The organism is Phycicoccus duodecadis (genome assembly GCF_002846495.1).
Taxonomy (GTDB): domain Bacteria; phylum Actinomycetota; class Actinomycetes; order Actinomycetales; family Dermatophilaceae; genus Phycicoccus; species Phycicoccus duodecadis.
In genome coordinates, this window is the sequence record NZ_PJNE01000001.1 from 1,514,653 (window position 1) to 1,540,842 (window position 26,190).

A 26,190-nucleotide genomic window follows, 5' to 3' on the forward strand; every position below is an offset into this window, starting at 1 on the left:
TCACGGTGTCGCCGGCGGATCGGGGTCGGGGGTGGAGCCCTCGTGCAGATGGCACGCGGCCTGGAGCCCACCGGCGATGGGCGTCAGCCTCGGCCGCGTGGTGCGGCAGACGTCCATCACGAAGGGGCACCGGGTGTGGAAGGTGCATCCCGCGGGGGGCGATGCGGGGTCCGGCAGCTCACCGGCGACCGCGCTCGAGGTGGACCGGCTACGCCCGAGGGCCGGAGCCGCGTTCAGCAGGGCCTGGGTGTACGGATGCGCCGGGCCGGCGAACAGCGCGTCCGCCGGGCCGGTCTCGACGACCCTGCCGAGGTAGAGGACGACGACCCGGTCGGCGATGCGCTCGAGGACGGCGAGGTCGTGGGTGATGAAGACGTACGCCAGGTCCAGCTCGCGCTGGAGTCGCTGGAACAGGTTGAGCACCTGGGCCTGCACCGACACGTCGAGCGCCGACACCGGTTCGTCGGCGACGATCAGCCGGGGGCCGGCGGCCAGCGCCCGGGCGATGCTGACCCGCTGCCGCCCCCCACCGGACAGCTGTCCCGGCTTGCGCTCGGACCAGGCCGCCGGGAAACCGACCTGCTCCAGCAGCTCGGCGACCCGGGCCCGGCGCTCCTCGCGCGAGGTCATCCCCCCGACCGTGAGCACCTCCTCGATCGCGCTGCCGATCGTCAGGTAGGGGTTGAGGGAGGTGTACGGGTCCTGGAGCACGACCTGCACGTCCCGGCGCAGCTGATGCGCCCGGGCCGCGCCCGCGGTGTCGGGTGAGCTCCCGTCGATGAGCACCTGACCCGACGTCGGTCGTTCGAGGCGCAGCAGCAGGCGCCCGAGGGTGCTCTTGCCCGACCCCGTCTCGCCGACCACGCCCAGCGTGCGACCGCTCTCGACCGTGAGGTCCACGTCGTCGACGGCACGCAGGACTCGGGCGGGCGCGTTCCCGACCCACTGACGGACCGAGCGCGGGAAGGGGTAGTGCTTGGACAGCCCCCGTGCCTCGAGCAGCGGGGTGGTCATCCGACGACACCCGTCGAGCGAAGGCCGGCGACGCCGCCGCGCGCCACGTCCGCCGCGGCGACGAACCGCTCAGAGGCTGCGGTTGACGGAGACATGAGACCTCCTGGGTCTTGGACCAACTTCGTCGGTTGTCGACAATTCACCATGATGGCTCTGCGAAGCACTTGTCAATCCCCCACGTGTCACATCTACGTCACCGTTGGGTGCGCGGCATGTGACTGGGGCACAACGGCTCTCACCTACCGCGGCGAGTGCCGGAAGGAGTGGGTCGTGGCGGGAGCGGCCCCGGCTCACGGCGACCCCACGTAGAGGACGGCGTCGAGCTCGACCTTGACCTGGCGCAGACCTGCCACGACCGTGGTCCTCGCGGGGGGCGCGTCCGTGAAGAACTCCGCATAGGCACGGTTGAACTCCGCGATGTCCGCACCGTCGGCGAGGTAGGCCGTGACCTGGACGGCCTGCCCCAGGTCGACGCCGGCCGCCCGCGCCACGGCCGCGAGGTTCCGCAGCGTCAGGCGGGTCTCCGACGCCACGTCGCCCGGGACGTAGGAGCCGTCCACCCCGCGCGGGACCTGGCCGGACACGAAGACGAAGTCCCCGGCCCGGACGGCCTGCGAGTAGGGCCCGGCCGGCCGTGGTGCGTCGCCGGTCTCGATCGTGGTTCTCAACGGGTTCTCCATCGTCTGCGTCTCGTACTGGCATGGGGTCTCCGAGGGACGTCGTGGCGACCGCGTCGTCACGGCCGGACCGCGATCGCGACCCCTCGGTCAGGACTCTCGGGAGGCCCCCGTGAGCGCCGCCGTCATCCGCTCCAGGGCCCGGGCCCACTCCGCTTCCTCGCGCGCGTAGCAGATGCGGAAACGGCCGAGCCCCGAGGGGCCGAACTGGTACCCGGGACTCACCACCACCCCCGCCTCGTCCTGCAGGAGCCTCGCCACCTCGACGTCGGTCAGGCCGAGCGCGGACACGTCCGGCCACAGGTAGGCCGTCCCCGCTCCGGGGCTGACCCGGAGCCCGGGCACCGTCCGCAGCTGCGCCACGGTGCTCCGCTGGATGCTCTGGAGCTCGGTGATGCGCGTCGCGACGAACTCGTGGTCGTCCACGAGCCACCGGGTCAGGACGTGCTGGGCATAGGCGGGGGCGCGCAGGCACATCATCGCGAGCACCTGCTCGGTCGCGTCGATGACCGGCCCGGGGCCGACGACCACACCCACGCGGAAACCGCTGAGCGACTCCGTCTTCGAGCCGCCGAGCAGGGTCACCGTCCGGTCCGTCATCCCCGGCTGGGCCGCCAGGTGCATGTACGGCGTGTCGTCGTACACGAGCCGGCAGTAGAGCTCGTCGACGAGGACGGTGAAGTCACCCTCGCTGGCGATCCGGGCCAGCCGCACGACGGCCTCCTCGCTGAAGACGGCCCCCGTGGGGTTGTTGGGGTTCGACGTCACGTAGAGCGACACGCCCCGCCGGCTGAGAACCTCCAGCTGGTCCAGGTCGGGCTGCAGCCCGGCGTCGGTCTCCACGAACGGGAGACGCACGACCTCGGCCCCGAGGAACCGGAGCATCCGCTCGACGAACAGGTACTCGGGGTCCGCGAGCACGACGACGTCACCTTCGTCGACGAGTGCGCTGAGCACGGCGAAGAGCCCGCTCTGGGTCCCGGCGGTGACGGCGATGTGGCGCGACGGGTCGATGTCGACCCCCATCAGGCTCGAGATCGACTGGGCGCAGGCTCGGCGGACCTCGCTGCTGCCGCGGTAGGCCGTGTACGCGTTGTTGCCGTCGGCGTACGCGCTGGCGAAGCTCTCCAGCGCCCACTCGGGCGGGGGGAAGCGCACGGTGTCGAAGTGGGTGGTGTCCAGCAGTCCGCCCCCCGCACCGTCGAGGCCGAGCGAGAGGTCGGCCTCCCGCACGGACATCCCGAGGAGCGGGCGCCGCTCGGGGAGGTGGGTGCGGCGGAGCCGCTCCGACTCACGCCCATCGAACTGCTCGGTCATGCGGGATCTCCGATCGAAGGAACGTAGGGGTGTGCCAAATCGGTTGCGCGAGTTGGGCAGTAGCCGTGGTCGCTCAGTATGGCGAGCCGGTGGGCACGCGACAAGCAAGACCTTCTGGCGCTCACCTTGTAGCAGGACTATCGCTTCGCGAACCCTCACGGACGGCGCCGCCCGGACATCCGCGGGTGGTCGTTCCGATGCCCTTGACGAATGTCGACAGTCGACCTAGCGTTCGCGTCGTCAGCGCCCGGCACGTCCTCTCAGGCACGTCGTCGCGGCTACCCACCAGGCCAGCCCAGGAGCCGCTCATGAACGTGTCGTACGACTTCACCGGACGGGTCGCCATCGTCACCGGGGCGGCCCGGGGCGTCGGCCGTGACCTCGTCGCACAGCTCGTCTCCGCGGGAGCCCAGGTCATCGCGAGCGACCGGGACGAAGCGGGCCTGGCCGAGACGTGCCGGCCGCACGGGAGCCTCGCGACCGCGGTCGTCGCCGACATCCGGTCCGAGCAGGACACCGCGGCCGTCGTCGAGGCGGCTCGCACGACCTACGGCCGGCTCGACTTCTGCATCAACAACGCGGCCGTGGCACCGCACGCGAGTCTGCTCGATGAGCGGGCCGACGTCTGGGACACCGTCTTCGCGGTCAACTGCCGCGGCACCTTCCTGATGACCCAGGCTGCCGCCCGGCTGCTCATCGAGCAGGGTGAGGGTGGCCGGATCATCAACTTCTCCTCGGGGGTGTCCAACCGTGGCTCCGCGGGAGCCGCCGCCTACGCGAGCAGCCGCGCTGCCACCGAGAGCTTCAGCCGGGTGGCAGCCATCGAGCTGGCCCCGCACAACATCCTCGTCAACTGCGTTAGCCCGGGGCTCATCGACACCCAGCCCAAGCCCCTGCCGCCGTCGATGGCTTCGTCCCTCGCCGCCCGCGTCCCGGCACTGCCGCTGGCGCGGGCGGGCGAGCCGGCCGAGGTCGGCCACCTGGTCCTGTGGCTCTGTTCGGACGGTGCCGACTACGTGACCGGCTCGCTCTGTCACGTCGACGGTGGAGCGGGGGTCGGCAGCCGGTGGAACGGGGTCGTCGTCGACGAGGACATCCGTTACGACTGGGTGACCGGGGCGAGCCGCGGCTAGGGCGCGGCGCCGTCCGCGACCCGGGCGATCCCTGGGCGGCGTCGCCATGTCCGCCGCGAGCGTCGGGTCGGCGGTGGCGTCAGGCGGGGTCGGTCGCGGCCGGCCGTGGCCGCGGGGGGCGCCGCGCTCCCCCGGGCTGGGGCACGGCGAGGCGGAGCAGGTCCTCGGCTGCGCCGACCGGTCGCCGGGCCGCGAGCCAGACGGCCCGTAGCGAGCGGTGCAGGTCCACGCCCTTCACCGGCACCTGCACCAGGCGGCCGGCGGCCACGTTGTCGCGCACCGCCAGGTCGGAGAGCACGGCCGGCCCAGCCCCCGCGATGACCGCGGACCGGACGCCGCTGCTGGTCGACAGCTCGAGCAGGGGCGGGGCGAGGGGGCCGAACGGGGCGAGGGCGCGTTGCAGCGCCGTGCGCGTCCCCGAGCCGGGTTCACGGTGCACCAGGCGGGTGCCCGCCAGCTCCTCGGCGCCCAGCGCCCGGCGACGATGGGCCCACGGGTGACCGGGCGCGACGACGGCCACCAGGCGGTCGGTCGCCACGACCTGGGCCGAGAGTCCGGCCGGCACGTCGGGACCCTCGACGAAACCGAGGTCCGCCTCGCCCGCCAGGACCGCGGCGGCCGTGGTGTCGCTGTTGCCGGCGGTCAGGCTGACGGCGGTGTGCGGGTGCGTCGCGGCCAGCACGACGAGCCAGCCCGGGAGGAGGTGCTCCGCCACGGTCAGGCTCGCGGCCACGCGGAGCCTGGCGATGCGGTCGCTCCGCAGCGACGCGATGCCCGCCCCCAGCACCTCGGCGGCGGCGAGGACCTCGCGTGCCCACTCCGCGAGCAGTGCACCCTCGGCGGTCAGGGTAGAGCCACGAGCCGAGCGGGTGATGACCGCGAAGCCGACCAGCCGCTCGAGCCCACTCACCCGGGCGCTGGCCGCAGGCTGGCTCAGACCGCGGGCCCTCCCCGCCTTGCTCAGGCTGCCGCAGGCGGCGATCTCCAGCAGGAGCGACAGGGTGTCGAGGTCGGGGACACGATCCAGAGCCATCGGTCCAACCTAGTGCCGGCCATCGGCCCCCTGGATGACCCCATCCACCCGAGCCCCCTACCGGACACCGACCGTCAGGCCCAGGATCGAGACACCGATGATGGACGAGCCCGCGATCCCGACCCCTGCAGCCCCCGTGCCCCCACCCCGCACGGGCAGCCGCTGTCGTCCGTCCTGCCCGCCTGTTCCCCCTCGCGGGCGCAGCAGCCCGGTGCCCGGGCTGCTGGCCGTCGCAGCCGCCACCGGCGTCGCCTTCGGCGTGCACGCCCTGGTCCCGGCGGTGAACCCCTCCACCGCCGCAGTGGGCCTCGGTGCGCTGGCGGTCAACCTCGGGCTGCACCGTCCCGTCCTGCACGTCGGTACCCATGTCGCCTCGCACCGGCTGCTGCGTCTGGCGGTGGTGCTGCTCGGCCTGCAGCTGGGGGTGGGGCAGCTGCTCGACCTGGGGCCGCGCGGCGCCCTCGTCGTGGTCAGCACCGTCGCCATCACGTTCACGGGCACGCGGCTGCTCGGACGGCTGCTGGGGGTGTCGCCGGCCCGGGCGCTGCTGGTCGCCACCGGCTTCTCGATCTGCGGCGCGTCCGCGGTCGCCGCGATGGGGGAGGTCGCCGGCGGGGACGAGGACGACACCGCGGTCGCCGTCGCGCTCGTCACCCTGTGCGGGAGCCTGGCCATCGTGCTCCTCCCCCTGCTGCGCCAGCCGCTCGGCCTCGACCCGGCCGCCTTCGGCAGCTGGGTGGGCGCGAGCGTGCACGACGTGGGCCAGACCGTCGCGACCGCCGACCGGGTCCCGGGAGCGCTGACGACCGCGGTGGTCATCAAGCTCAGCCGTGTCCTGCTCCTGGCTCCCCTCGTCGCGGGCGCCTCCATCGCGCTGCGGCGTCGCAGCCCGGCAGCGCCGTCGGGGCGCCGCCCACCGGTGCTCCCGCTGTTCGTCGCCGGCTTCCTGGCCGCGGTGGCCGTGTCGAGCAGCGGGCTGCTGCCCGAGCCGGCCCTGCACGCCGCCAAGACCGCCCAGGAGGTGCTGCTCGCCGCCGCCCTGGTGGGGCTGGGCACGGGCATCCACCTCCGGATGCTGCGCCGCACGGGCGGCCGCGCGCTGGTGCTCGGCCTCCTGTCGTGGGTGCTCGTCGCGACCGTCGCCTACGCCGGCGTCCGCCTCACGGGCGTCTGACACCACAACCGCGCGGCCCGGGCTGCGGGTGCAGGCGTCGTCCCCACGCAGAAGTTCAGGTCGCACGCAGCAGTTACCGCGTGGCAGCCGAACTTCCGCGTCGCCGAACGGCCGCCCTCCCGTCCCACGCGCGAGAGCTGGCGGGGGGACTCGAACCCCCAACCCCCTGTTGACAAGGCCTCACCTGGCTACCTGTGTCGTGCGACATCCTCCGACCGCCGCGGTTCATCAGCCACGGTAGATCTCCCCCCTGTGACCGATCGCCAGCACGGTCACCGTCCGGGCCTGATCGTCGATGCGGTACAGGACGCGGTAGGTGCCGCGTCGAGCGCTGTGCCGGTCCGCCAGAGGTAGGCGGAGCTGCTTCCCGACACGGTGTGGGTTCTCGAGCAACGGGCCGGTGATGAACTCGAACGCGGCGGTGGCGACCGCCTCGGGCAGATCCTCGGTGAGGTGCCGGCGAGCCGACGAGACGATGAGCAGCTGGTAGAGCGGATCTTTCACGCCGAGGTCCGGCGTGAGCGCATCGCCGCCTCGAGGTCTTCCTGGGTCTCGACCCGGTCGGCGGCCAGGTCGGCCTCGGCGGCGGCTAGCTGGGTCATCAGGTCTGCATCCCCCAGAACGGCGATCGTCTCTTCGAGCATGGCCAGGTCATCCGGAGAGAGCAGGACGGCCGAGGGCTGCCCGTGCACGGTCACGGTGACCCGTTCGTGGTGCTTGCTCACTCGGCTCACGACCTCGGAGAGGTGTGCCTTGACGTCGGCCAACGAAATGCTCGTCATGGTCACAAGTATGACCAGAATGAACCTTGCGTGTCCAGACGCGGAAGCTCACCCCTCGCGGCTACTTGTTTCATTGACGCAGGATCGGTGCCCGCGCAGGCTCGGTCCAGGTGTCGGGGTTGGTCGCTCTCAATTGCGGCTGTCCTTCCTTCGGGTCGTGACTCTCACATGGCATGCGCCGCCCCGGCACCGCAGGGCCGGAGAGGCTGAAGAAGGGACTGTGCTGCCGGAAGTAGCGGTGCCCTCCGTGCTCGACCAATCACTGGTTCGACGACAGGAGCAGGCACCGTGGACGGAGCAACGACAGCGGGCGTGGTGATCGGGATGGACCCGCACAAACGCAGCGTGACGATCGAGGTGATGACCGCCGATGAGAGCATCGTGCACCGCGGCCGCTACGCCACCGACGAGGCCGGGTTCACCGCGCTGCTCGAGCACGCCGAGCAATGGCCACAGCGGGTGTGGGCGGTCGAGGGGTGCAACGGCATCGGCCGGCACGTCGCGACCCGCCTGGTCGCTGCCGGCGAGCAGGTGGTGGACGTGCCGCCGAAGTTGTCGGCGCGGGTGCGGACCTTCGCCACGGGGCAGGGCCGCAAGACCGACGCCACCGACGCGCACTCGGTGGCGCTGGTCGGTACTCGGATGTCCGGGTTGCGCCCGGTCGTGGCTGACGCGGACCGTGATGTGTTGCGGATCCTGGTCGACCGCCGCCGCTCCATCGGGGAGGAGCACACCTACAAGATCAACCAGCTGCATGCGCTTCTGCTGGAACTGGTTCCCGGCGGCGCCAAGCGCGACCTGTCCGCCGCTCAGGCCCGCAAGATCCTCACCGGGGTGCGGCCGCGGGACGTGGTGGGCAAGACCCGTAAGCGGGTCGCGACCGAGCTCGTCGCCGACCTCGAGCGGCTGTACGCCCGCAAGAAGGCCGCGAACAAGGAGCTGACCGTGCTGCTGCGCGCCACCGGCACGACCCTGACCGACCTGCACGGCATCGGGCCCTCCGGGGCCGCTCGGCTGCTCGTCGAGGTCGGCGACATCACCCGCTTCCCTGACAAGGGCCACTTCGCGTCCTGGACCGGTACCGCGCCCATCGACGCCTCCTCCGGCGACAACGTGCGCCACCGCCTCAGCCGCGGCGGGAACCGCAAGATCAACCGGGTCCTCCACATCATGGCCGTGGTCCAGCTGCGCAACGCCACCGAGGGCAGGGCCTACTACGACCGCAAAGTCGCCGCCGGCAAGACCCCCAACGAGGCGATGCGATGCCTGAAACGACGGCTGTCAGACCTGGTGTATCGGGCACTGCTTGACGACCTCAGCCGCGGCGCGGCGACGGGCCCGGGAGGACACACGGGCAACGGCTCTGACTCCAGCGCGACCGGCTCACAACCCGACACCGGCTCTTCGGACAAGTCACTTCCCGGACCCGCCACCACCAAGCCTACGACCGGCATCCCCAAGGCGTCTTGACACAGAAGGGAGCCATGACCGGACCTCAGCCGGCAGCGTTGCGGCCGGTGATCGCTCCTGGCGTACGCCGGTGCACGATCAGGGTCACGATGAGGAGGGGTATGCCGACGAAGGGCACTATGAAGAGGAGAAAGGACCGACTGGTCCGGGAGATGACCGGTCTCTCGCTGCGGCACCCGCGGGACGGGCATCGGCGGGTCCACGCGCTGCTGGTCGCTGATGGGTGGGAGGCGAACGTCAAGCGGGTCGAGCGGCTGTGGCGCCGGGAGGGCCTGCGGACATAGCGAAAGAGAGCGCGGGCCTCAAGGTTTTGCAGGTCAAAGGCTTGGCACGTCGATGGCGCCTCTGTATTTCTCACAAAAAGCACGGCTCAGATGCTCCATGCAGAGCATGGCTGCACGGCAAGCACTTTCGAGCTGGCGGGGGGACTCGAACCCCCAACCCCCTGTTTACAAGACGTATCCGTGCCCTTCAGAAGTGGCCCCTGACCTGCGAAGACGCTCGCGCCAGTGCTCGCTTCAAGCCTCTCGTGCCGCCCACGTGCCACATCGATGTCGGGCTGAGTCCACTCCTGACTCATCTCAAGCCGGAGCTCTAGTGCGTCCTCCACCGGAGGCCTGCCGCGGTTCACGGAGACGGCTGTCTGATCATCGCTCATGCCGACGAGCGAACGCTCAAGGAGTTGGCCGGCTTCAACGCTTGAGTGAGTGCACCGCTGAGAAGGTGAGTGCATGACATCGGACAAGCCTTGGCCAAGCGTGGCCGAGGTTGAGGCCAAGTGGGTCGCGCTTGTGCGTGGCACTCTGACCCGTGAGCAGGTGCACGAATGGACGATTCCTTGGGTTGAAGGCGACGGAGCCGGGTGGAACCGCGGCCTCGGGCACGTGGAGGACGGTGTGCAAACTCTGCACGGATTCTCTATGTCCTACGACCCGGCAACCCCACATCTGATCCACCATGGCCCGCCAGGCGTCTACGTGAAGACCAAGGAGGACATCGTGGCTGAGTTGGCCCGATGGATGGAGCGGCGCTAACCCAACACCCGGATCTGCCGCGAACAGCGCGTCCGTCGATCGTGACGATTTGCGGCACGCTCCTTCCAGCCCCATCTAGGATCCGCGCATGCACCGGGACGCAGCACTGCTGTCCGCACGCAGCGACTCATGGGAAGAACGCGCTGCCGCTGCCGAAGCGCTGGTGCTGGTCGACGGCGATGAGGCCGATGCCGCTGTCGCCGCACTGCTCGACGACGAGAACCTCGCGGTTATCCGGCGTGCGGTGGCTTCGCTCCTGGCGAACCCGACGCCGCGCGCCGTCGGACGCTTCACGTCCTCCTATGCGACCGCGAGTGATCAGGTGGGCGACTACATGAACGACGAGTTGCGTGCCGCAGTGGCACTCAATCCCCCTGTGCGCATCACGCTGGCCGCCCTTGCCGACCAAGGCGACGCCGGAGCGCAGATGGCGCTGGATTGGCTTAGCTGAAACGCCCGCTCATGCCGCTGTTAACGCGGTTCTAGGTGACGTGCGGGTGCGTCATTGTTCGATGCCTAGCTGCGCTCGCACCTGGGTGACCGACGGCGCGTAGTGGCGCCGGTTCACCATGCGCAGGTCATGCAGGCGCGGCATCGTCAGGAGAGGGGTTAGGTCTCCGTCGTCGATGGTGGTCAAGCCGTAGAGGTAAAGCCGTTCAATCTGGGTGAGGCCGGCGATCGGAGCCAGGCTCGCGATCGCGCCGCTCTCGCTGACGTCGAGGCCGCGGAGTCCGGCCAGGCCTCCGACGTCCGACAGGGAAGTCAGCGGCAGGCACGACCGAAGGTCCAACCTGTTGAGGACCGGTGAGGACCGGTGAGGACAGCCGAGCAAGGGCGGTGGTGTCCTCGAGGGGAGCCCGGTACATGCCGAGGTGGGCCAGCCACGGCATCGTCTCGACGCCGTCAAGGGAGCGCACGCCCAAGGGTGGCTTCATCCGCAGTGACCGCAGTGAGGTCAGGTGTTTCAGCGCAAGCAGGTCAGGTTCGCGGTACGGGCTGAGGTACAGGTCTTCGAGCCGGTCTGTGCAGTCGATCGTGTCCTTGACCTGATCCCATGAGCACGACAGGACGCGAAGTCGCGGGAGGAGGGTCAGGTCAATGTAGAGCCCGGGGGCGACGTCCACATGGAGCTCTTCGAGGGTCGACCCGAGATTGTGCACCGGCGTCAGGTCGGTGATCCCCCGATCGAGGATGTCGAGCCGTCTCAGGGGCAGGTCCCGGACGAACTCGATGTCGCTGCCCACGAATCCTCGGGCGTAGTTCGCCACGAGCCCGTCCGCGCCGGAACCGCCGGGCAGCGAGAGCAGGGCACTGTCGATCTCCCCCAGCTCGATCCGCCGGCCGCCCACCTTGACCTGGTCGTCGGCGCGCCCCTGGAACAGCAGACCCACGCCGTCGAAGCGGACGACGTCGCCGCTGCGATAGGCGCGGTCCCAGCCGAGAGCCGGCATGGGCGCGTACACCGCCGCGTCCTTATCGGGGTCGAGGTAGCGGGCCAGCCCGACCCCGCCGATGATGAGCTCGCCCGGATCCCCGGGCGGGACTCGCCGCCCGTCAGGGCCGACGACCGCGAGGTCCCAGCCGTTCAGGGGCAGCCCGATGCGCACGGGAGGCTCCCCGGTCAGGCGTGCGCCGCATGCGACCACGGTGGCTTCCGTGGGGCCGTAGGTGTTCCACACCTCGCGCTCCGCGGTGGCCAGCCGGGCGCCGATCTCGGGAGGGCACGCCTCGCCCCCGAGGATCAGGAGCCGGACGGCGTCGAGGGCCTCGGTCGGCCACAGGGCCACCAGGGTGGGGACCGTCGAGACGACCGTGATCCCGTTCGCCAGCAACCACGGCCCCAGGTCCATCCCGGAGCGCACCAGCGACCGGGGCGCGGGCACCAGGCACGCCCCGTGGCGCCACGCGAGCCACATCTCCTCGCAGCTGGCGTCGAACGCCACCGACAGCCCCGCCATGACGCGGTCTCCCGGTCTGATCGGACTCTCCTGGAAGAACATCCGCGCCTCAGCATCGACGAAGGCCGCCGCGCTGCGGTGGGAGACCGCCACGCCCTTCGGGGTCCCGGTCGAACCCGACGTGAAGATGACCCACGCGTCGTCGTCGAGCCCCGGGTCCTCGGCCGGCGCCGGGTCGACGTCGGCCGCGGCGGCCCGGATGACCAGGTCCGCCGTGAGCACAGCCGCCACCCCGGCCTCCCGGAACACCACCCGAGCGCGCTCCTCCGGGTCGTCATGGTCCACCGGCACGTACGCGGCGCCTGCGCACAGGACCCCGAGCACCGCCACGTACAGGTCGGTCGTCCCCGACGGGATGCGGATCCCCACCGTGTCGCCCCGCCCGATCCCCTGCTCCTTCAGGCCTCGCGCCACCGCGTCGGCGGCCTCGAGCGCCTCCTCGTAGGTGAGGACCTCACGCCCGTTGTCGATCGCCCGGGCGTCGGGATGGGCGTGCACGGTCGCGCGCAGGACGTCGACCAGGGTCCGGGGCTCGGCCGCGAGGTGCGACCTCAGCAGGGGGTCGCCCACGGGCGCCGGAGCCTCCACGGCGCCATCGTGTCGTAGGCAGGTGAACAGCCGGTGTCGCCGGCCGGCGCGGAGGATCCTCGACGACCGGCACGGACCGTCGGTCCCCTGTCGACGCACCGGCCACCGGCCACCGGCGCACCGGCGCGACGCCGTCAGGGGATCAGTCCGGCGTCCGGTCCGTCGCCCTCATTCGTTGACCAGGACCGTCACGCCGAGGGCCGCGCTCACTTCGCGGCCCTGCAGGTCGGCCGGGACGGGGATGCTGACGGCCCGGGCCTCCGACGGTCGGCCGCCGGCGGCATGCGGCTCGTCACCGGCACCCTCCTCGTGGTGCTCCACGAACCGTCCGGTGCCCAGGAGCCGACCCTCGGCGTCGTAGAAGCCGGCGACGACCTCCAGCTCGAGCAGGTCGCTCACGTCGCTCGTCACCGTCACGGTGCCCCGCACCGACCGCCCGTCGAGGCGGGCGCCGTCGAGGCGGAACCGGTCGTCGAACGGCCCGGGGGCCCGGGCCACCGTGCCCGGGGCGGGGTGCAGGCTCGCGAGGGAGATCAGGCCCGGGTCGGCGCTCGCGGCGGGCACGAGGCCGGGGAGCGCGGTGCGGGCGGTCCTCGGCGCGACCGGGGCCGCCGACGCCCCCTCGCCGTGGGTCGTCGTCGCCACGACCCAGCCGGCGCCGAACAGGACGACGAGGGCGAGGACGAGGGCGGCGGGCTTCCAGCGGGTCATGAGGTCTCCCGATGCGAGGTGGGGGCGAGGGCGTCCGCCCCCACCCCCACCCCGCGGCTCGGTCGTCAGCGGACGACGCCAAGGGCGCCGCCGACGATGTCGAACAGGTCGGTGTTGTCGATCTCGCCGGAGACCTTCTCGGACGAGGGTCCGTAGCCGAAGATCGGCACGTCCGCCCCGGTGTGGTTGCCCGAGAGGTACGTGAGCCACAGGCTCGCCTCGGGAGAGCCGTCCTGGACCCCGGCCGGGTCGTCGGCGGTCCGGAACGTGGCGGGGGCGAAGTTCTTGACGTTCCCGGCACCCGAGCCGTTGATCGGGCCCGCGGAGCGGGCCGGGTCCTTGACGTTGCCCGTCGTGCGCAGCGTGGTCGAGTTGTTCGCCGGGTTGCCGCTGTCGTTGTTGGTGGGCGGGGCGGCGGCCTCGGCGTTGGTGAAGGTGCCCTTCTCGATGATGTTGAAGCCGGCGCACTCGTGGTCGGCGGTGACGATGACCAGGGTGTGCCCGTCCTTCTTCGCGAAGTCGAGGGCGACCTTCACGGCGTCGTCGAAGGCCTTGGTCTCCTCGAGGGTCTGGGCGGCGTCGTTGGCGTGCGAGCGCTTGTCGATCAGCGCGCCCTCGACCTGGAGGTAGAAGCCGTTGCCCTTGGCGCTGCGGTCCTTGAGCAGGTCGATCGCCTTGGTGGCCATCTCGGGCAGCGACGGCTCGGCGGCCTGCGCGCTGGCCGGGTTCTCCCGCTTGTACTTCTCGATCGTGAGGTTGCCCTTGTTGAAGAGGCCGAAGACCTTCTGGCCGGAGGCGCCCTGGAGGTCGGCACGCGTCGCGACCGTCTGGGTCGCGGGCGACCCCAGGACCGCGTAGCCCTGCGACGTCAGGGCCTGCTCGTCGGCGGCGTCGAAGCGCGAGAGGCCACCCCCGAGGATGACGTCGGCGGTCCCGTTGCGAGCGATCTGGTCGGCGATGGGCGTCACCCGCACGTCAGAGGTCGGCAGGGCCGAGCCGGTGATCACGAGGTCCTGGCACGCCGCGGCGCTGTAGGTCGGGCCCTGGCACCCGCGAGCGAGGGCGTGGCTCATCTGGCCCGCCGGCGTCGCGTCGGTGATCTCGGCCGTGGAGACGTTCCCGGTGGCGTACCCGGCGTTCTTCGCGAGCTCCATGACGGTCGGGGCGACCGTGCCCTTGGCGTCCACGCCGAGCGCCGCGTTGTACGTCTTGACACCACTCGCCCAGGCGGTCGCCGCCGAGGCGGAGTCGGTGACGTAGTTGGGCCTGAAGTCGGGCTCGCCCGGCTGGCCGGAGTTCTTCTCGACCGAGTAGGTGGCGTTCTGGCCGACGACCGGCATGGTCTCCATGGCCAGCCGACCGTTCGCTCCCGCATACCGCAGGCGGGCGGCGTCCACGTGGGTCCGGCCCATCCCGTCGCCCAGCAGGTAGATGACGTTCTTGACCCGGCCCTGGTTCGAGGCCTCCGCGGACGGCGTGGGCGTCGCCACCGCCGTCGCGGCTCCGGCGACGACGGCCACAGCGGCCAGGGCCGCGCCGGTGGTCTTGGTTCCGATGCGCATGGCGTTCCTTCGTGCTCAGGTAGCGCACGGAGCGGCGCCACCGGCCACGTTAAGGACGATCGGCCCATCCGCCCGTGGCCCCTGAGTGACGCTCGGGTGAACGTTCTCCCCCGGACGTCAGCGCGTCGAGCCGCCGACGGGTCGGCGCGCCGATCTTCGCCGCCCACGGGCGGGAGCGAGGTGCGGCAGCATGGGAGCTGGCGGGGGGACTCGAACCCCCAACCCCCTGTTCACAAGACATCTTTGCGCCGGCCAGACACCCCAGTCGACCTGCGGAAACAGGTTCAATGGAGTGGCTTTGGGCCGCCTCGTGCCGCCCGCATGCCGCAACGGAGTCGGCGCTCACCCACTCCTGACTCACACTCAGGCGCCGCACCTTCACCGTGCGGTCGATCGCCGTCCGACGACTGGCTGAGCCGACAAGCCGAAGCAAATACGGCGCTTCCTATCGGACGCCCCCGGACAACGTCATCACGTATTCCTGAGGTCAAGGCTTGGCCGCATCGACATCGGGACTGCTGACGATTTGGTTGTCACTTCCGGTGTGGTGTTTCAGGCCGGAAAGAGTCCCGTGGAGTGGTGGGCTTTGAGGTCATCTCGATGCCGACCGGTCAACCCTCGGTGAGGGCGACAGGGTCATCATGCTCGGTGGTGCCGATCTTGGCCATGGATTCTTCGGAGAGGTAGCGGCGTTCGTCGGTGGCCCATTCGTCGTGGGTGTCGGCCAGGACGGCTCCGATGAGGCGGATGACGGCGGCTTCGTTGGGGAAGATCCCCACGACCCGGGAGCGGCGCTTGATCTCCTTGTTCAGCCGCTCCAGGGGGTTGGTAGACCAGATCTTGCGCCAGTGCTCACGGGGGAACGCGGCGAAGGCGAGGACCTCGGCTTTGGCGTCGTCCATCAAGGGGCCGATCTTGGGGTAGCGGGCGGCGAGCTCGTCGCGGACCTTGTCCCACTGCTTGCTCATCGGTGCGAGGCTGGGTTGGGCGAAGATCGTGCGGAAGACCGCGGCGACCATCTCGGACTCGCCCTTGGCCACGTGGGCCAGGACGTTGCGGATGAAGTGGACCCGGCACCGTTGGTGTGAGCTGCCCTGCAGGGCACGGGAGATGGCCGCGGTCAGGCCGGCGTGCTGGTCGGAGATCACGAGCTTGACCCCGGTCAGGCCGCGCTTCTTCAACCCGGTCAGGAACGCCCGCCAGAAGACCTCGTCCTCGCTGTCGCCGACGTCCAGGCCCAGGATCTCCCGCCGGCCCTGGCTGGTGACGCCGGTGGCCACGACGACGGCCTTGGAGGTGACCATGGCCTGCTCGGTGCGCACGTGCAGGTACGTCGCGTCGAGGTACACGTACGGGAACTCGACATGGTCCAGGCGGCGGGTGCGGAACGCCCCGACCGTCTCATCCAGCCCGGCACAGATGCGGGACACCTCGCTCTTGGAGATCCCCGACCCACCGAGAGCGACCACGAGGTCGTCCACGGAGCGGGTGGAGACGCCGTGGACGTAGGCCTCCATGACCACCGCGTACAACGCCTGGTCGATCCGCCGGCGTGGCTCCAGGATGCTCGGGAAGAACGAGCCCGCGCGCAGCTTGGGGATCGCCAGCTGGACGTCCCCGGCATGGGTGGTCAACAGCCGCGGCCGGGACCCGTTGCGTTCGGTGGTGCGGGTCTCGGACCGTTCGTAGCGGCCGGCGCCGACCGCGGCCGCCGCCTCGGTCTCGATCAGCTCCTGCATCGCCACCCGGACGCATTCACGGATGAAATCGGTGCCCTCGCCGGTGCGGAACACCTCGAACAGCTCGGACACGGCAGACTGGGACAAGGCCATCGGTGAGGTCTCCTTCGATGCGTGCTTGGCGGTACACATCGAGAATCTCGCCGGTGGCCCCCTTCTATTCAGGACGCCGCGCCGTCACCCCAAACCCCACCACTCCACGGGGCGCTGTCTGCAGGCATGTCGACATCCTTCCAGCGAGGCCTCCCGGGCCCCACAGAACTGGTGTCAACCGAACCTTCAGCAGTCCCCTCACACACCAAATGGACCAGAATTTAGGGGGGTGTACGGGGGCGTGGAACCCCGACGCGAGTTCAGCAGGAAATCCCGCCATTGTGGACGCGCTCCCTCTGTACCGCGTCGCCTCCTCTGCAATGGGCCACAGTCTTGCGCGGACTGCCGTTTTAAGAAAAAGCAAGAACCGCAGCGAGGGCGCCGAGTCCCCGTCTACTATCGGCTCCGCGCCGCGGAGTCACTGTGCCCTATCCCTCTGGTCCGGATCCAACGGAATGACGGGACAGCTGGCCAGAAGCAGGTGAAGCAGTTCCACAGACTCTCTGCGTGAAACAGTCGGCAATTGCTCGAAGTCACGCAGCGCGACATCCAAGGTGAAGACACCCATTGTCCCGTCGCATCGTAGCGGCGTCACCATGCAGCGAAGCACCTCGCGCGCCTCCACTGCGAATGCCGTCATATAGACGCACTCAACGTCATTGGCGTTGTGCGCGAGCCACGTAGGACGCCCGGTCGCGCTCCAACCCGACGCTGCCGCAGCCTGAGTCAGTTGGTCCAACTCAAGCACCGAGAAACGCTTGACCTCACCAGGAACCGCAGACCCGTTGTGCTTGACGCGCGGCCAGACCCTCACCGACCGCCAACGCACCCTCATCGCGTTCCCCAACCACGGATAAAGATTGGCGTGTCCCACTGGATCTCTGAGCTTGGATCGACGGCTCGATTCAAAAGTTCGTAGCGACGATGGTTCCCCTGCGCCAGGGTCCTGCCGTCAGGGTAGGTAGCCATGTGCTCGCCATCCCTCGGCGTGAAGACGGAGTCGAGCAGCTCCTGGTCGGTCCGGCTCGCGGCTGATGCAGCCTTGGTCGCTTCCTTTCCATTGCCCGGTGCGACCTTGAGCAAGTCCCTCACGGTGGCGTTGGCCTCAGGCGCCGTCCTTGCGACGCGACTGAGTGTTCGCATGCTTGCAACAGCTGCCCTAACGCCACCACGGATTCCAGCAACGACGGCAGTTCCAACACCCAGCGAAATAACAGCCATAGCCGCATCAATCGCTCCATTAACGAGCATCTCCCCAACGAGAGTGCCCGCCAAATAGTAGTTGCTTGCGCGAAGTGCCTGAGCGATCTCAAAGAGGTCGTCCGTAAAGTTTGCCGAGGCCAGCAGCGATTTAGCAATTTCACCGATAGTACCCCATGGATTACGTGACAATGCATCAGCAAGATTACTGCCAAAACCGCTAGGGTCGGAAATAATTTTGGCAATGTCCTGTACCGGGGCCTTTGCTCCGGCGCTCAACCCGTCCGAGAACTCGTCCGCTGGGGACGGTGCGGGTTTCGGCGCTGGGGGTTTCGGCGGCTTCTGGTTGGTGCTCGGCGTGGAAGCCGGAAGGCCAGTTGTAGGTACCCCGTTAACCTTCTTCACCGACGTTTTTCCGTATTCACCGGTGCCTGCGTCTTGCGACAGGCCGGTCGGGTCAGCGTAGTTGACGGGGTTGTTGCTCGAGTAGGTATACGGATTGCCAGTTTGACTTGTGGACTGATCGTTCAGGGGATCCGTGCTGAGGAAGCGAGCGAGGGCCGTGTCGTAGTAGCGGGCCCCGAGTTCGGTCAGGCCGGTCGTTGCGTCGCGGGTCTTGCCAAGCCAGCCCTTGTCCGTGGCGAGGGTCGCGCTGCCGGCGCGTGGCTCACCGAAGGGGTCGGTGTAGGCGCGCCCAACAGCTCCAGTGGCGGCGTTGATCTGGAGGTCGACGCTGCCTTGCCGGTCATTGACCTGCCACGTGAGGCCGGCTTGTGTGCGAACGGCGACGGTGGTGCCCGCCAGGCCATACGTGCGGCGAGCCGCCGTGGTGGCGCCGTCCCTGATGTCGAGTTCGTCGCCTCCGGCGTAGAGGGTGACGGTGCCGTCGGGGGTGGTGCGCGTGAGGCGGGCGCCGTTGGAAGCGTGGACAAATGACGTAGATGCACCGGCGTTCGGAGTGACACTCGCCAAGTGGGAGAGGGCGTCCCACGTTAGGGCGGTTGCGCTGCCGCTCGGGCCGCGCGAGGTCATCTCGCCCCGGGGGTTGTAAACGTAGGTTGAGCCGTTCGCGGTGGCGGCGGCATGCGGGTGGGCGGTGTCATAGGTGTACTGGCTAGTCGTCGTGCCCCGGCGGACAGAGTTGATGTTGCCGTCGGTGGTGTAGGTCCATGAGGTGTTGTACCCGGCGGGTCCGGCGGCGGTAGAGGTGTCGCTGGTGTCGCAGGTGGTGGCTGTGGTTGTCCAGGAGTGGGTTAGCCGGTTGTAGCCGTCGTAGTCGTGGCACGTTCGTACGTCTGTGGCGGGGAGGGTGTCGGTGACGCTAGTGAGGTTCCCGGCGGGGTTCCATAGGTAGGTGTCGTTCTGCGCCGCCGTGGCGCCGCCGGTGGTCGCGACGCTGGTGGAAACCGTGGCCAGACGCTCGGTGGCTGCATCCCATCCGTAGCTGCGAGTCACCGCGTTGGTGCCGGTGCCGAGGATGCGACTGGCGAGGGTGCGGTTGGGGTTGAGCGTCGTTTGGACGAGGGTGGTGATCCCGCCGAGGGACGTGGTGAGACTGTTGGGCGCACCGAGCGCGTCGTAGCCGGTTGTCAGCGTCTCGGCGGCGAGGGTGCCCAGCGCTGGCAGGGCTGTCGTTACGGGTCGTCCGGTGGTTGGCTCGTAGGTCTGACTGGTGCTGATGGTGGTGGGGGTGGTCTTGCCGCCGAGTGCCGGGAAGGTCCACGTCATGCCGGTGGGCGCGCCGCGGTTGCTGTAGGCGGCGACCGCAGTGGTGTAGGCGGCTCCTCCCTGGTAGGTGGTGACGACGGCGGGGTAGCCCTTGCCGCCTGTGGCGGTGTCGTAAGAGGTTTCGGTGAGCTTGGTGCCGGTGCTCACGGGGCCGTTCCATATGCTGGTGGGACGGTTGAGGGCGTCGTAGGCCGTCGAGAGGGTCACGGCGCCGCGAACGCTTTGGGTCAGATTGTTGTTGTCGTCATACGTGTTGGTGGTCGTGCCGGCGTCGGGGTCGGTGCTCGACGTCAGCCGGTCGGCAAGGTCGTACTGGTACGTGCTGACGTGGTTTGCCGGGTCTTTGATCTGGGTGAGGCGGCCAGAGAGGTCGTAGGTATTTTCGGTTTGGATGACGACGCCACCAGTGCCCTCTTCCCGGGTGGTCACACGCCCGAGGAGGTCGTTCGTGTCGGTGTGCACGACGCCGCCGGCGGGCGGGGTTGTGCGTGTCCGGTCGCCGAAGTACGCGGTCGTGGTCGACCACTTGAGTGCGCCCGCAGCCTCATAGCTGCTGCTGGTGGGCCGGCCCAGGGAGTCGTACTTGGTTCGTGTGAGATTGACGCTGGTCGGGTCGACTCCGAACATTCCGCCACCGATCGTTCCGGACCGAACGAAGGGGGTCGTGGTGGTCATGACCTGGGCGCGGTCGTTGCGTTCGGTGTTGACCAGGAGCACGGCGGCCACGCCGTTAGCGACAGTCGGGCTCTGGGTCTGACGGGGTTGTCCGTGCTGGTCGAAGTAGGCGTAGGAGGTCAGGTAGGTCGAGTTCGGCTGCAGCTGAGAGGTCGCGACGCGCGGCGGGAGGTTCCGGTCGGCGTCCAGGGTGTAGGCGAAGGTGGTGCTGGCGGGCCCGGTGGTGGCCTGGCCGGGGAGCCAGACCGCGGCCAGCCGGCCGAGGCCGTCGTAGCTCGTGGTGGTCGTGTTCTGGTTCGCGTCCGTGACCGTCTTGGGCAGCATGCGTTCCGGTTCGAGGGTCGTAACGCTGCTCTGATTCGCTGCGTTAGTGACCGTCACCGAGCTCGGGATGCCGAGGGTCGGGTTGTAGACGGTGCTTGTGACGTTGTTGCGGGCGTCGGTGGCGCTGGTCACCCGGCCGTAGGTGTCGTAGGCGGCCTGGGTCGTGGACTGGGATGACCCGGTGAGGCTGCGCTTTGTCATGGTGACGTTGCCGGCACCAACGGCAGCCCCGAGGGTGCTGGACCCGTCGTAGTAGGTCTCGGTGCGCCTTCGCAGGGGCGCGTTGGCGGTGGCGCAGGCATCCCAGTACTGACTCACCGACGCCGGGTACTCGGTCCGATTGGCCACCAGGGTCGGGAAGTCCTGGGTATAGGTGGACTTCGCGCACTGGGCGAAGGTCCCACTGGTGGGGAGCAACCGTCCGCTGGTCTCGCGCTGGGTCTCCCGCCCGTACTGGTCCTGCACGACGCGCGTGTACAACGTCCGGGTGGAGACCGCGCCGCCGCCGTCAATGATGCTCTGACGCGCATCGGTGGCTGCCTCATACATGCGGTAGGCATCGCGCGTGGTGTCGGCGCTCGAGCCTGCTTGTACGACGCGCGCTGCGGCGTACCCGTGGATGACGCCAGACGCTTCACCCCCGTTGCTTCCTGCCGCGCTGACGAAGGTGCTGACCTCCTCGCGTAGCAGCCCTTCTGCATATGCCCAATCCGTAAGGGTCGTCCCGCTTGAGTCGGTGAAGGAGACGCTCTTGACACCGCCGACCTTCTCGTCCAGGTGCATGCCCAAGTAGTACGTGTTCGTGCTGAGTGACAGGTTGGTCGCCGGGCCACCTGTCCAGGTTGGGTCCGACAATTCGCGGACCTGCACGGTGCGATACCCCCGCCAGTCTCCCCAAGACTGGGTCGAGTTCGGCGCGATCGGGTCGTCGTCATGGTGCCATGCGGCGTCCCCGATGTAGCTGTACGTGAAGGTCTGCTTGGCGGAGCGGAAGCCTGCGTACGGGTTGGGGCGAACGACCTGTGTGGCCACGTACTTGTGGAAGATCCCGAACCCTGCCGGCCCGGACTCCGGGGTCCAGTAGCGGGGGAAGCACTCGGCGGTGTTGCTGTCCCACCCGCTGGTCGGGGTCGGTGACGGGCACGCTCCGCCACCGCCGTGCCCGTAGGTGACGAGGGTTTCGCCTCCTAACTCGTCGACGATGTCGTCGACCCGGTACTTCTTCAGCTTCGGAACAGTCGAGCTCCAGTCCACCCGGTTATCCAGCGCCACCCCGGTGAACGACACCATTGGTGTTGAGGCGTTAACCGTCCCTTGGGTGCCCGTGCGCTGAATTCGATACAGCCACAGCATCGGCGATGTGCCGTCGTTCGTCGTTGGGAACGTGTAGGCGAACGCGGTGCTGTCGACGATGGCGAAGGCGCTGCCGTTCCAGCGCAACGCTCGGGCCTCTCGGATGAGCACCAGAGAGAAGAACGTCGGTGCCTTCTCCGCGCAGGACGAGAAACAGTAAAGGTCGGCAGGGGTGTCCGGGTACTGGGTAGCGGCGGCGGTGGTGACCGCTGGGCACCCGCGGTCCGCCGTGGACAGGCTGCCGTCGGCCTCCGCGGTGCAGCGCAGCCGGTAGATGAACTGCACGCGGGCCTGCGGCTGCGACGACGGCGAGGCCATCGAGTAGTCCACATAGGAGAGGTACCCGCCCCGGACATAGAGCTCGTCACTAGCGCCGTTCAGGCGGTAGTGGTTGGTCTCGGCGCCGTAGTAGTACCGCGTGTAGTTGCCGTTGCGGTCCACCACGATATCCAAGTTCCACCTCCACCCCTGCTGGCACCAGGACGTCGCGAACGTGGACTGGTGACATGGCTCGCCGGATGCCTCACCGAAGACCGGCACCGTCCACGTGGCATCCGACGCCGCGTTCTGCCCGAACCAGTACGTGGTCCCGTCCGGTGTGTAGACGGCGAACCGCTCGCGGTCGTTATCCCCGTTATTGACCGTCCCCCCGGACAGCTTCTCGACCTTCCAGCCCGGGTCGTCCTGCAACCGGTACACCAGGGCCCCAGAGTTGACCGGCGTCGCTGCTGGGTCACGCACCAGCCGAGCCGACTGCCCACCCAGTGAGAGCCGCAGAGACTCGCCGGCGTCCGGCCAGCACAGGTCTGGAGTGGAACCACCGTCCGTCGCGCAGCTCTTGTACTGCCGCTCCACGAACGCGTTCCCCAACGACCAACCCAACCCGAACTCGCCGACCTGCGCGTTGTCACCCGTGGTCATCCCGTCCACCGACGCAGACGAATAACCCAACCCAAACGACGGAGCATCGCCCCCGACCGAGGCGACGGCCGGCAAAGGGTAGGAATAGTTAAAGTCCCCCGTCTGCTGACCCACCGACCACGTGCTCGCGATCGACAACGACGTCGCCGAGTAATTCCCCTCCGGCCCTGAGCTCGTCGAGGCCAAGGTGTACGCCGCACCCCCACCTGAAGTCGCAGTGGGCAGACGAGCCCCCAGGAACGCCGGAGCGGCCCAGCCCCCCGTCCTCACGGAAGCCACCACACCCGACGGCGGTGCCGTCCCCGCGGAGCCCGCCTCTGCCCCAGTCGACACTTCCGCCGAGACCATCCCCGAGGTGGGGTCATAGGTGGTCGCCACGGGCTCTACGCCAACGCATCCGTCGGGAACGGGGCTACCCGCCACGGCGGCGTCCCACGCGCAGTCCTGCACCTTTGCAACGACAAGGCGGGACGCGAAACCGCCGCCAAACGCCTGAGCGAAGCCAGAGATGTCAACCGATACCCCAACGGCGGCCACCGGCGCCGACGGGTCAGCTGGGGTCACCTCAAACGCCACCCCGTGTCCGCCGACGGCCTCCGCGATGTCGTTGCCCTCGACGGACACCGTCACCTCACCGGCAGTCGGCTCTCCCATGAAGGCCGCGCCGACAACGCCAGCACCTGAACCGGAGCCCAGCAGCGATCGGCCCTTGCCCTTGGCCCGTCCGACTGAAACAACAGTGCCCGGCAAATTCGCGCGAGCGCCAATCGTGACCGGCAGCGCCACCCGCCCACGACCACGGCTGGGCCACGAGACCGGCTTGACCTTGTGCTGCGGCATCTCCCGCTGCGCCGGCCGCTTACGCACGTCCACCACTCCCGGGAGCACCGGCTGGTCGGCAGCTACCCCCGCGCGCGAGGTGGGAGCGGCCAAGGCAGGTTCAGAAACTGGCACCACCCCGACCCCAACCACCACTGCCAAGACCAGTCCAACGCCCACCCCGCCACGATGCATGCGCCGGAGCATGGCAGTCCGCTGGGCATCCCCACAAGGAGAACCGCGAGATTAGTCCAGCGGTCCCACGTGGCTGAGCCGTGGGGGCCACGTGGTGCAGCCGCACGCACAAGGAGGCGCCCACGCCATCGCCCTACCAGCGACCACGCGGACCCCGTCCGGCTTTTGGCGCCAGACCCATTCGGCTCACCCGATTGAGTAGTGGCGGCAGTCGCTCCTCAGACGGCTGGACGGCCAGGGATGGCAACGGGTGTGCCGCCTGCGTGCCACATGAATCCCGCTTGAGGCTTGAGGCTTGAGAACAGTGCCGCTGACTCCCAGGGCCGCGTTACGCACCCCATCGAGGGAGTCGACAACGCCAGCGGAAAGTAGCAGCGCGCCGAAGCCAAACATGAAGATCGAGACGACTACCCAGTCCGCGGGCCCGCGACCGACAGCGGCCACCACCCGACGAGGCAATGTCGCGGCTTCGCATGTGGTCATGATGCACTGCGCGAACGTCCGCTCATGCCGTAACTCGTCGGCGTGCGATGGCCGCATCCACGTTATACATAGTATCGACAGTCGTAGGCGGCCGACCTAGCGTGTTGGGCACAACCAGGGCCACTCGGCCCCAATCCTTGCAGGAGGCAGTCCCATGAGCACCCGTACCCGCATCACCGCCGCCGCGTTCGTCGCCGCTGCGGCCGGCAGCGTCCTTCTCGCCACCCCGGCCCAGGCCGCACCCGACACCGCCTGCATGCAGGCCGGCATCGCCACGCTCTGAATCGCCCCGGGTTTCGTGGAGGCTCGGTTAGTTGGAACCGGCCCCTGCTGGGAGGGGTGTTTCAGGGTAGTGCTCGGGCGTGATGCTGGCCCAGTAGTTGGCCTCGAGCTCGGCTGGCGGGATGAGGCCGATCTCGCCGTGGAGGCGTCGGTGGTTGAACCAGTCGGCGTACTCGGCGACGGCGATCTCGACGTCGCGCACGCACTTCCAGCCGCCCTTGGGGCGCATGGCCGGGTTGCGGATGCACTCGGCCTTGAACAGCGAGTTGAGAGCCTCGGCCATCGCGTTGTCGTACGAATCGCCCTTGCTGCCAACGGATGCGACGGCCTCGGCTTCGGCGAGCCGCTCGGTGTAGCGAATCGCTCGATACTGGACTCCGCGGTCGCTGTGATGGACCAGGCCGGTGACGTCCTGGCTGGTCCGCTGCCGGGCCCAAAGGCCCATGTCGAGGGCGTCCAGGGCGAGGTCGGTGCGCATCGAGGTCGAGACCTGCCAGCCCACGATCATCCGGGAGAAGACGTCCAGGACGAACGCGACGTAGGTCCAGCCGGCGTGGGTGCGCACGTAGGTCAGGTCGGCCACCCACAGCTGGTTCGGGCCGGTCGCGACGAACTCCCGCTTCACCAGGTCCTCCGGACGCGGCGTTTCGGCGCCCTCCGCGATGGTGGTGGTCTTGCGGGTCTTCTCCCGCGCGATCCCACGCAGCCCCTGGGCGCGCATCAGCCGCTCCACGGTGCACCGGGCGACCCGAACGCCCTGCCGGTTGAGCACGGCGTGGACCTTCCGGGCGCCGTACACCCCCAGGTTCGCCGCGTGGGCCGCCCTGATCTCGGCGACCAGCTCAGCGTCCCGGATGCTCCGCGCCGACGGGGGGCGGGTCTTGGAGGCGTAGTAGCCGCTCGGGGCGATCTCGACGTCCGCTGTGCGCAGGACCTCGATGATCGGCTCGACCCCGACCTCGCGCTCATCGACCACGTCGTGGCGATGGGCGTCGATGTAGGCCACTACCTGGTGGTGGGGCGGTCGAGCTCCGCCGCGAAGAAAGCCGACGCCGTCCTCAAGATGTGGTTCGCGCGCCGCAGCTCACGGTTCTCCCGCTCCAGCTCGGCCAACCGCTGCGCGTCGCTCGTCGTCGTGCCCGCCCGGGTGCCACCGTCGACCTCAGCCTGCCGGACCCAGTTGCGCAACGTCTCGGGGTGCATCCCGAGCTGGCCGGCCACTCGCCCGATCGCGCCCGACCTCGTCGCCGGGTCCTGCCTCAACTCCACCGCCATCCGAGTCGCGCGCTCACGCAGCTCGTCGCCGTACTTCTTCGGTGCTGCCATAACTCTCATCCTCCATGGATTGAGAGCCTCCACCAGACCCGGGGCGATTCAGCTTGTCGTGCTGAAGGACTCTGCGGTCCAGTACCTCAGACCGCCCAACCTGCGTGAGCTTCTTCGCTCGGTTACCCGCGATAGTCGTTTGCCACTGAGCCAACGCCTGGCCGCGAGATACCGACGCCAGGGTCTCAAGGTTGACCGACGGATCCATTGCCGCAGAGTCGATGGCCTTCCAGTAATCCACCACTGCCGCAACAGCTCGGCCCGCATCGTCGGTCGGCGTGACGGAAGGTGTTGGCGTCGCGGTGACTTCGGTGGGAGAGGCTGAGCCCGTTTTAGGCTGACTGCTCGTCGCCGTCGGCGGGACCACTGGCGACTGAACGTCGCAGGCTGCAGTGCCTGTCAGCAACAGTGCAGCCATCAGGACGCCAAGGAATGTGCGCTCCATCGTCATTGACCTCCCTCCGGTCAACTTCAAATGCGCACCGACCACGATTGGCGGTCAGCCTCACGATCCCCTGCCAGCCGCATGACGCGACATAGCACCGTTAGGTGCATCACCATGACACGGGATGCGCTCCATGGGAAGTCGAGCGAAGACC

At 69.1% G+C, this 26,190-nt stretch carries 17 protein-coding genes and 2 pseudogenes; 6 read left to right on the plus strand and 13 right to left on the minus strand.

The annotated features are described in order from the left end of the window. The 3 genes from ATL31_RS06980 to ATL31_RS06990 form a co-directional block, all read right to left on the minus strand. Positions 1-1,014 (minus strand): ABC transporter ATP-binding protein, encoded by a 1,014-nt coding sequence (locus ATL31_RS06980; RefSeq protein ID WP_101395138.1) that lies wholly within the window; start codon positions 1,012-1,014, stop codon positions 1-3. A gap of 290 nt (positions 1,015-1,304) precedes the next feature. Then, positions 1,305-1,682, minus strand: coding sequence for a RidA family protein (locus ATL31_RS06985; protein ID WP_245862011.1), 378 nt, complete (start codon positions 1,680-1,682; stop codon positions 1,305-1,307). Between the two features lie 99 nt (positions 1,683-1,781). Further along, the gene (locus tag ATL31_RS06990) at positions 1,782-3,008 is read right to left on the minus strand and encodes a pyridoxal phosphate-dependent aminotransferase (RefSeq protein ID WP_101395140.1); all 1,227 of its coding nucleotides are present in this window, start codon (positions 3,006-3,008) and stop codon (positions 1,782-1,784) included. Positions 3,009-3,316: 308 nt separating this feature from the next. Between ATL31_RS06990 and ATL31_RS06995 the strand changes: the two genes are divergently transcribed. After that, complete coding sequence (locus ATL31_RS06995) at positions 3,317-4,141, plus strand: SDR family NAD(P)-dependent oxidoreductase (protein ID WP_158239801.1); 825 nt, start codon at positions 3,317-3,319, stop codon at positions 4,139-4,141. A gap of 79 nt (positions 4,142-4,220) precedes the next feature. On the opposite strand, the gene ATL31_RS07000 is transcribed toward ATL31_RS06995, so the two are convergent. Continuing rightward, entirely contained in the window at positions 4,221-5,174 is a 954-nt protein-coding gene (locus ATL31_RS07000) for a LysR family transcriptional regulator (RefSeq protein WP_101395142.1), read from the minus strand. Between the two features lie 211 nt (positions 5,175-5,385). On the opposite strand from ATL31_RS07000, the gene ATL31_RS07005 reads away from it, so the two are divergent. After that, positions 5,386-6,348, plus strand: a complete 963-nt coding sequence (locus ATL31_RS07005; protein ID WP_245862014.1) for a YeiH family protein — start codon at positions 5,386-5,388, stop codon at positions 6,346-6,348. Between the two features lie 228 nt (positions 6,349-6,576). Here the strand turns inward: ATL31_RS07005 and ATL31_RS07010 are convergent, their stop codons facing one another. Both ATL31_RS07010 and ATL31_RS07015 read right to left on the minus strand, forming a co-directional pair. Then, positions 6,577-6,852 carry a type II toxin-antitoxin system RelE family toxin gene (locus ATL31_RS07010; RefSeq protein ID WP_101395143.1) on the minus strand — a complete coding sequence of 92 codons (276 nt, stop codon included), beginning with the start codon at positions 6,850-6,852 and terminating at the stop codon, positions 6,577-6,579. Next, positions 6,849-7,130, minus strand: coding sequence for a type II toxin-antitoxin system Phd/YefM family antitoxin (locus tag ATL31_RS07015; protein WP_101395144.1), 282 nt, complete (start codon positions 7,128-7,130; stop codon positions 6,849-6,851). Before ATL31_RS07015 ends, ATL31_RS07010 begins: the two co-directional genes overlap by 4 nt. 360 nt (positions 7,131-7,490) lie before the next feature. Between ATL31_RS07015 and ATL31_RS07020 the strand changes: the two genes are divergently transcribed. From ATL31_RS07020 to ATL31_RS07035, 3 genes and pseudogenes are all read left to right on the plus strand, one after another. Further along, on the plus strand, positions 7,491-8,600 hold the full coding sequence (locus tag ATL31_RS07020) for an IS110 family RNA-guided transposase (RefSeq protein WP_245862018.1): 1,110 nt from the start codon (positions 7,491-7,493) through the stop codon (positions 8,598-8,600). A 119-nt stretch (positions 8,601-8,719) separates the two neighbouring features. Then, positions 8,720-8,878 (plus strand): annotated as a pseudogene (locus tag ATL31_RS17180) (IS3 family transposase); the annotation flags it as partial. An 844-nt stretch (positions 8,879-9,722) separates the two neighbouring features. Then, entirely contained in the window at positions 9,723-10,085 is a 363-nt protein-coding gene (locus ATL31_RS07035) for a hypothetical protein (protein ID WP_101395147.1), read from the plus strand. 51 nt (positions 10,086-10,136) lie between these two features. Here ATL31_RS07035 and ATL31_RS17070 read toward each other — a convergent pair whose 3' ends face one another. The 6 genes and pseudogenes from ATL31_RS17070 to ATL31_RS07065 all read right to left on the minus strand — a co-directional run bounded on the left by ATL31_RS17070 (position 10,137) and on the right by ATL31_RS07065 (position 23,485). Then, a complete protein-coding gene (locus ATL31_RS17070) occupies positions 10,137-10,271 on the minus strand; it encodes a hypothetical protein (protein WP_281256258.1) in 135 nt (44 codons plus the stop codon). Between the two features lie 610 nt (positions 10,272-10,881). Further along, a pseudogene (locus tag ATL31_RS07040) lies at positions 10,882-12,162 on the minus strand (amino acid adenylation domain-containing protein); the annotation flags it as partial. A 186-nt stretch (positions 12,163-12,348) separates the two neighbouring features. After that, positions 12,349-12,891 carry a hypothetical protein gene (locus ATL31_RS07045; RefSeq protein WP_101395148.1) on the minus strand — a complete coding sequence of 181 codons (543 nt, stop codon included), beginning with the start codon at positions 12,889-12,891 and terminating at the stop codon, positions 12,349-12,351. A 65-nt stretch (positions 12,892-12,956) separates the two neighbouring features. Continuing rightward, the gene (locus tag ATL31_RS07050) at positions 12,957-14,453 is read right to left on the minus strand and encodes an alkaline phosphatase (RefSeq protein ID WP_101395149.1); all 1,497 of its coding nucleotides are present in this window, start codon (positions 14,451-14,453) and stop codon (positions 12,957-12,959) included. A gap of 611 nt (positions 14,454-15,064) precedes the next feature. Then, entirely contained in the window at positions 15,065-16,285 is a 1,221-nt protein-coding gene (locus ATL31_RS07055) for an IS256 family transposase (protein ID WP_101394420.1), read from the minus strand. Between the two features lie 831 nt (positions 16,286-17,116). Beyond that, a complete protein-coding gene (locus ATL31_RS07065; protein ID WP_143598351.1) occupies positions 17,117-23,485 on the minus strand; it encodes an RHS repeat-associated core domain-containing protein in 6,369 nt (2,122 codons plus the stop codon). A gap of 652 nt (positions 23,486-24,137) precedes the next feature. On the opposite strand from ATL31_RS07065, the gene ATL31_RS17075 reads away from it, so the two are divergent. Continuing rightward, positions 24,138-24,266, plus strand: coding sequence for a hypothetical protein (locus ATL31_RS17075; protein ID WP_281256259.1), 129 nt, complete (start codon positions 24,138-24,140; stop codon positions 24,264-24,266). Between the two features lie 27 nt (positions 24,267-24,293). On the opposite strand, the gene ATL31_RS07070 is transcribed toward ATL31_RS17075, so the two are convergent. Further along, positions 24,294-25,591, minus strand: a protein-coding gene (locus tag ATL31_RS07070) for an IS3 family transposase (protein ID WP_245862021.1) whose coding sequence is annotated in 2 segments (ribosomal slippage) — positions 24,294-25,312 and positions 25,312-25,591 — 1,299 coding nt in all. Because the reading frame shifts where the segments join, the coding sequence is not laid out codon by codon here. Between the last annotated feature and the right edge of the window lie 599 nt (positions 25,592-26,190).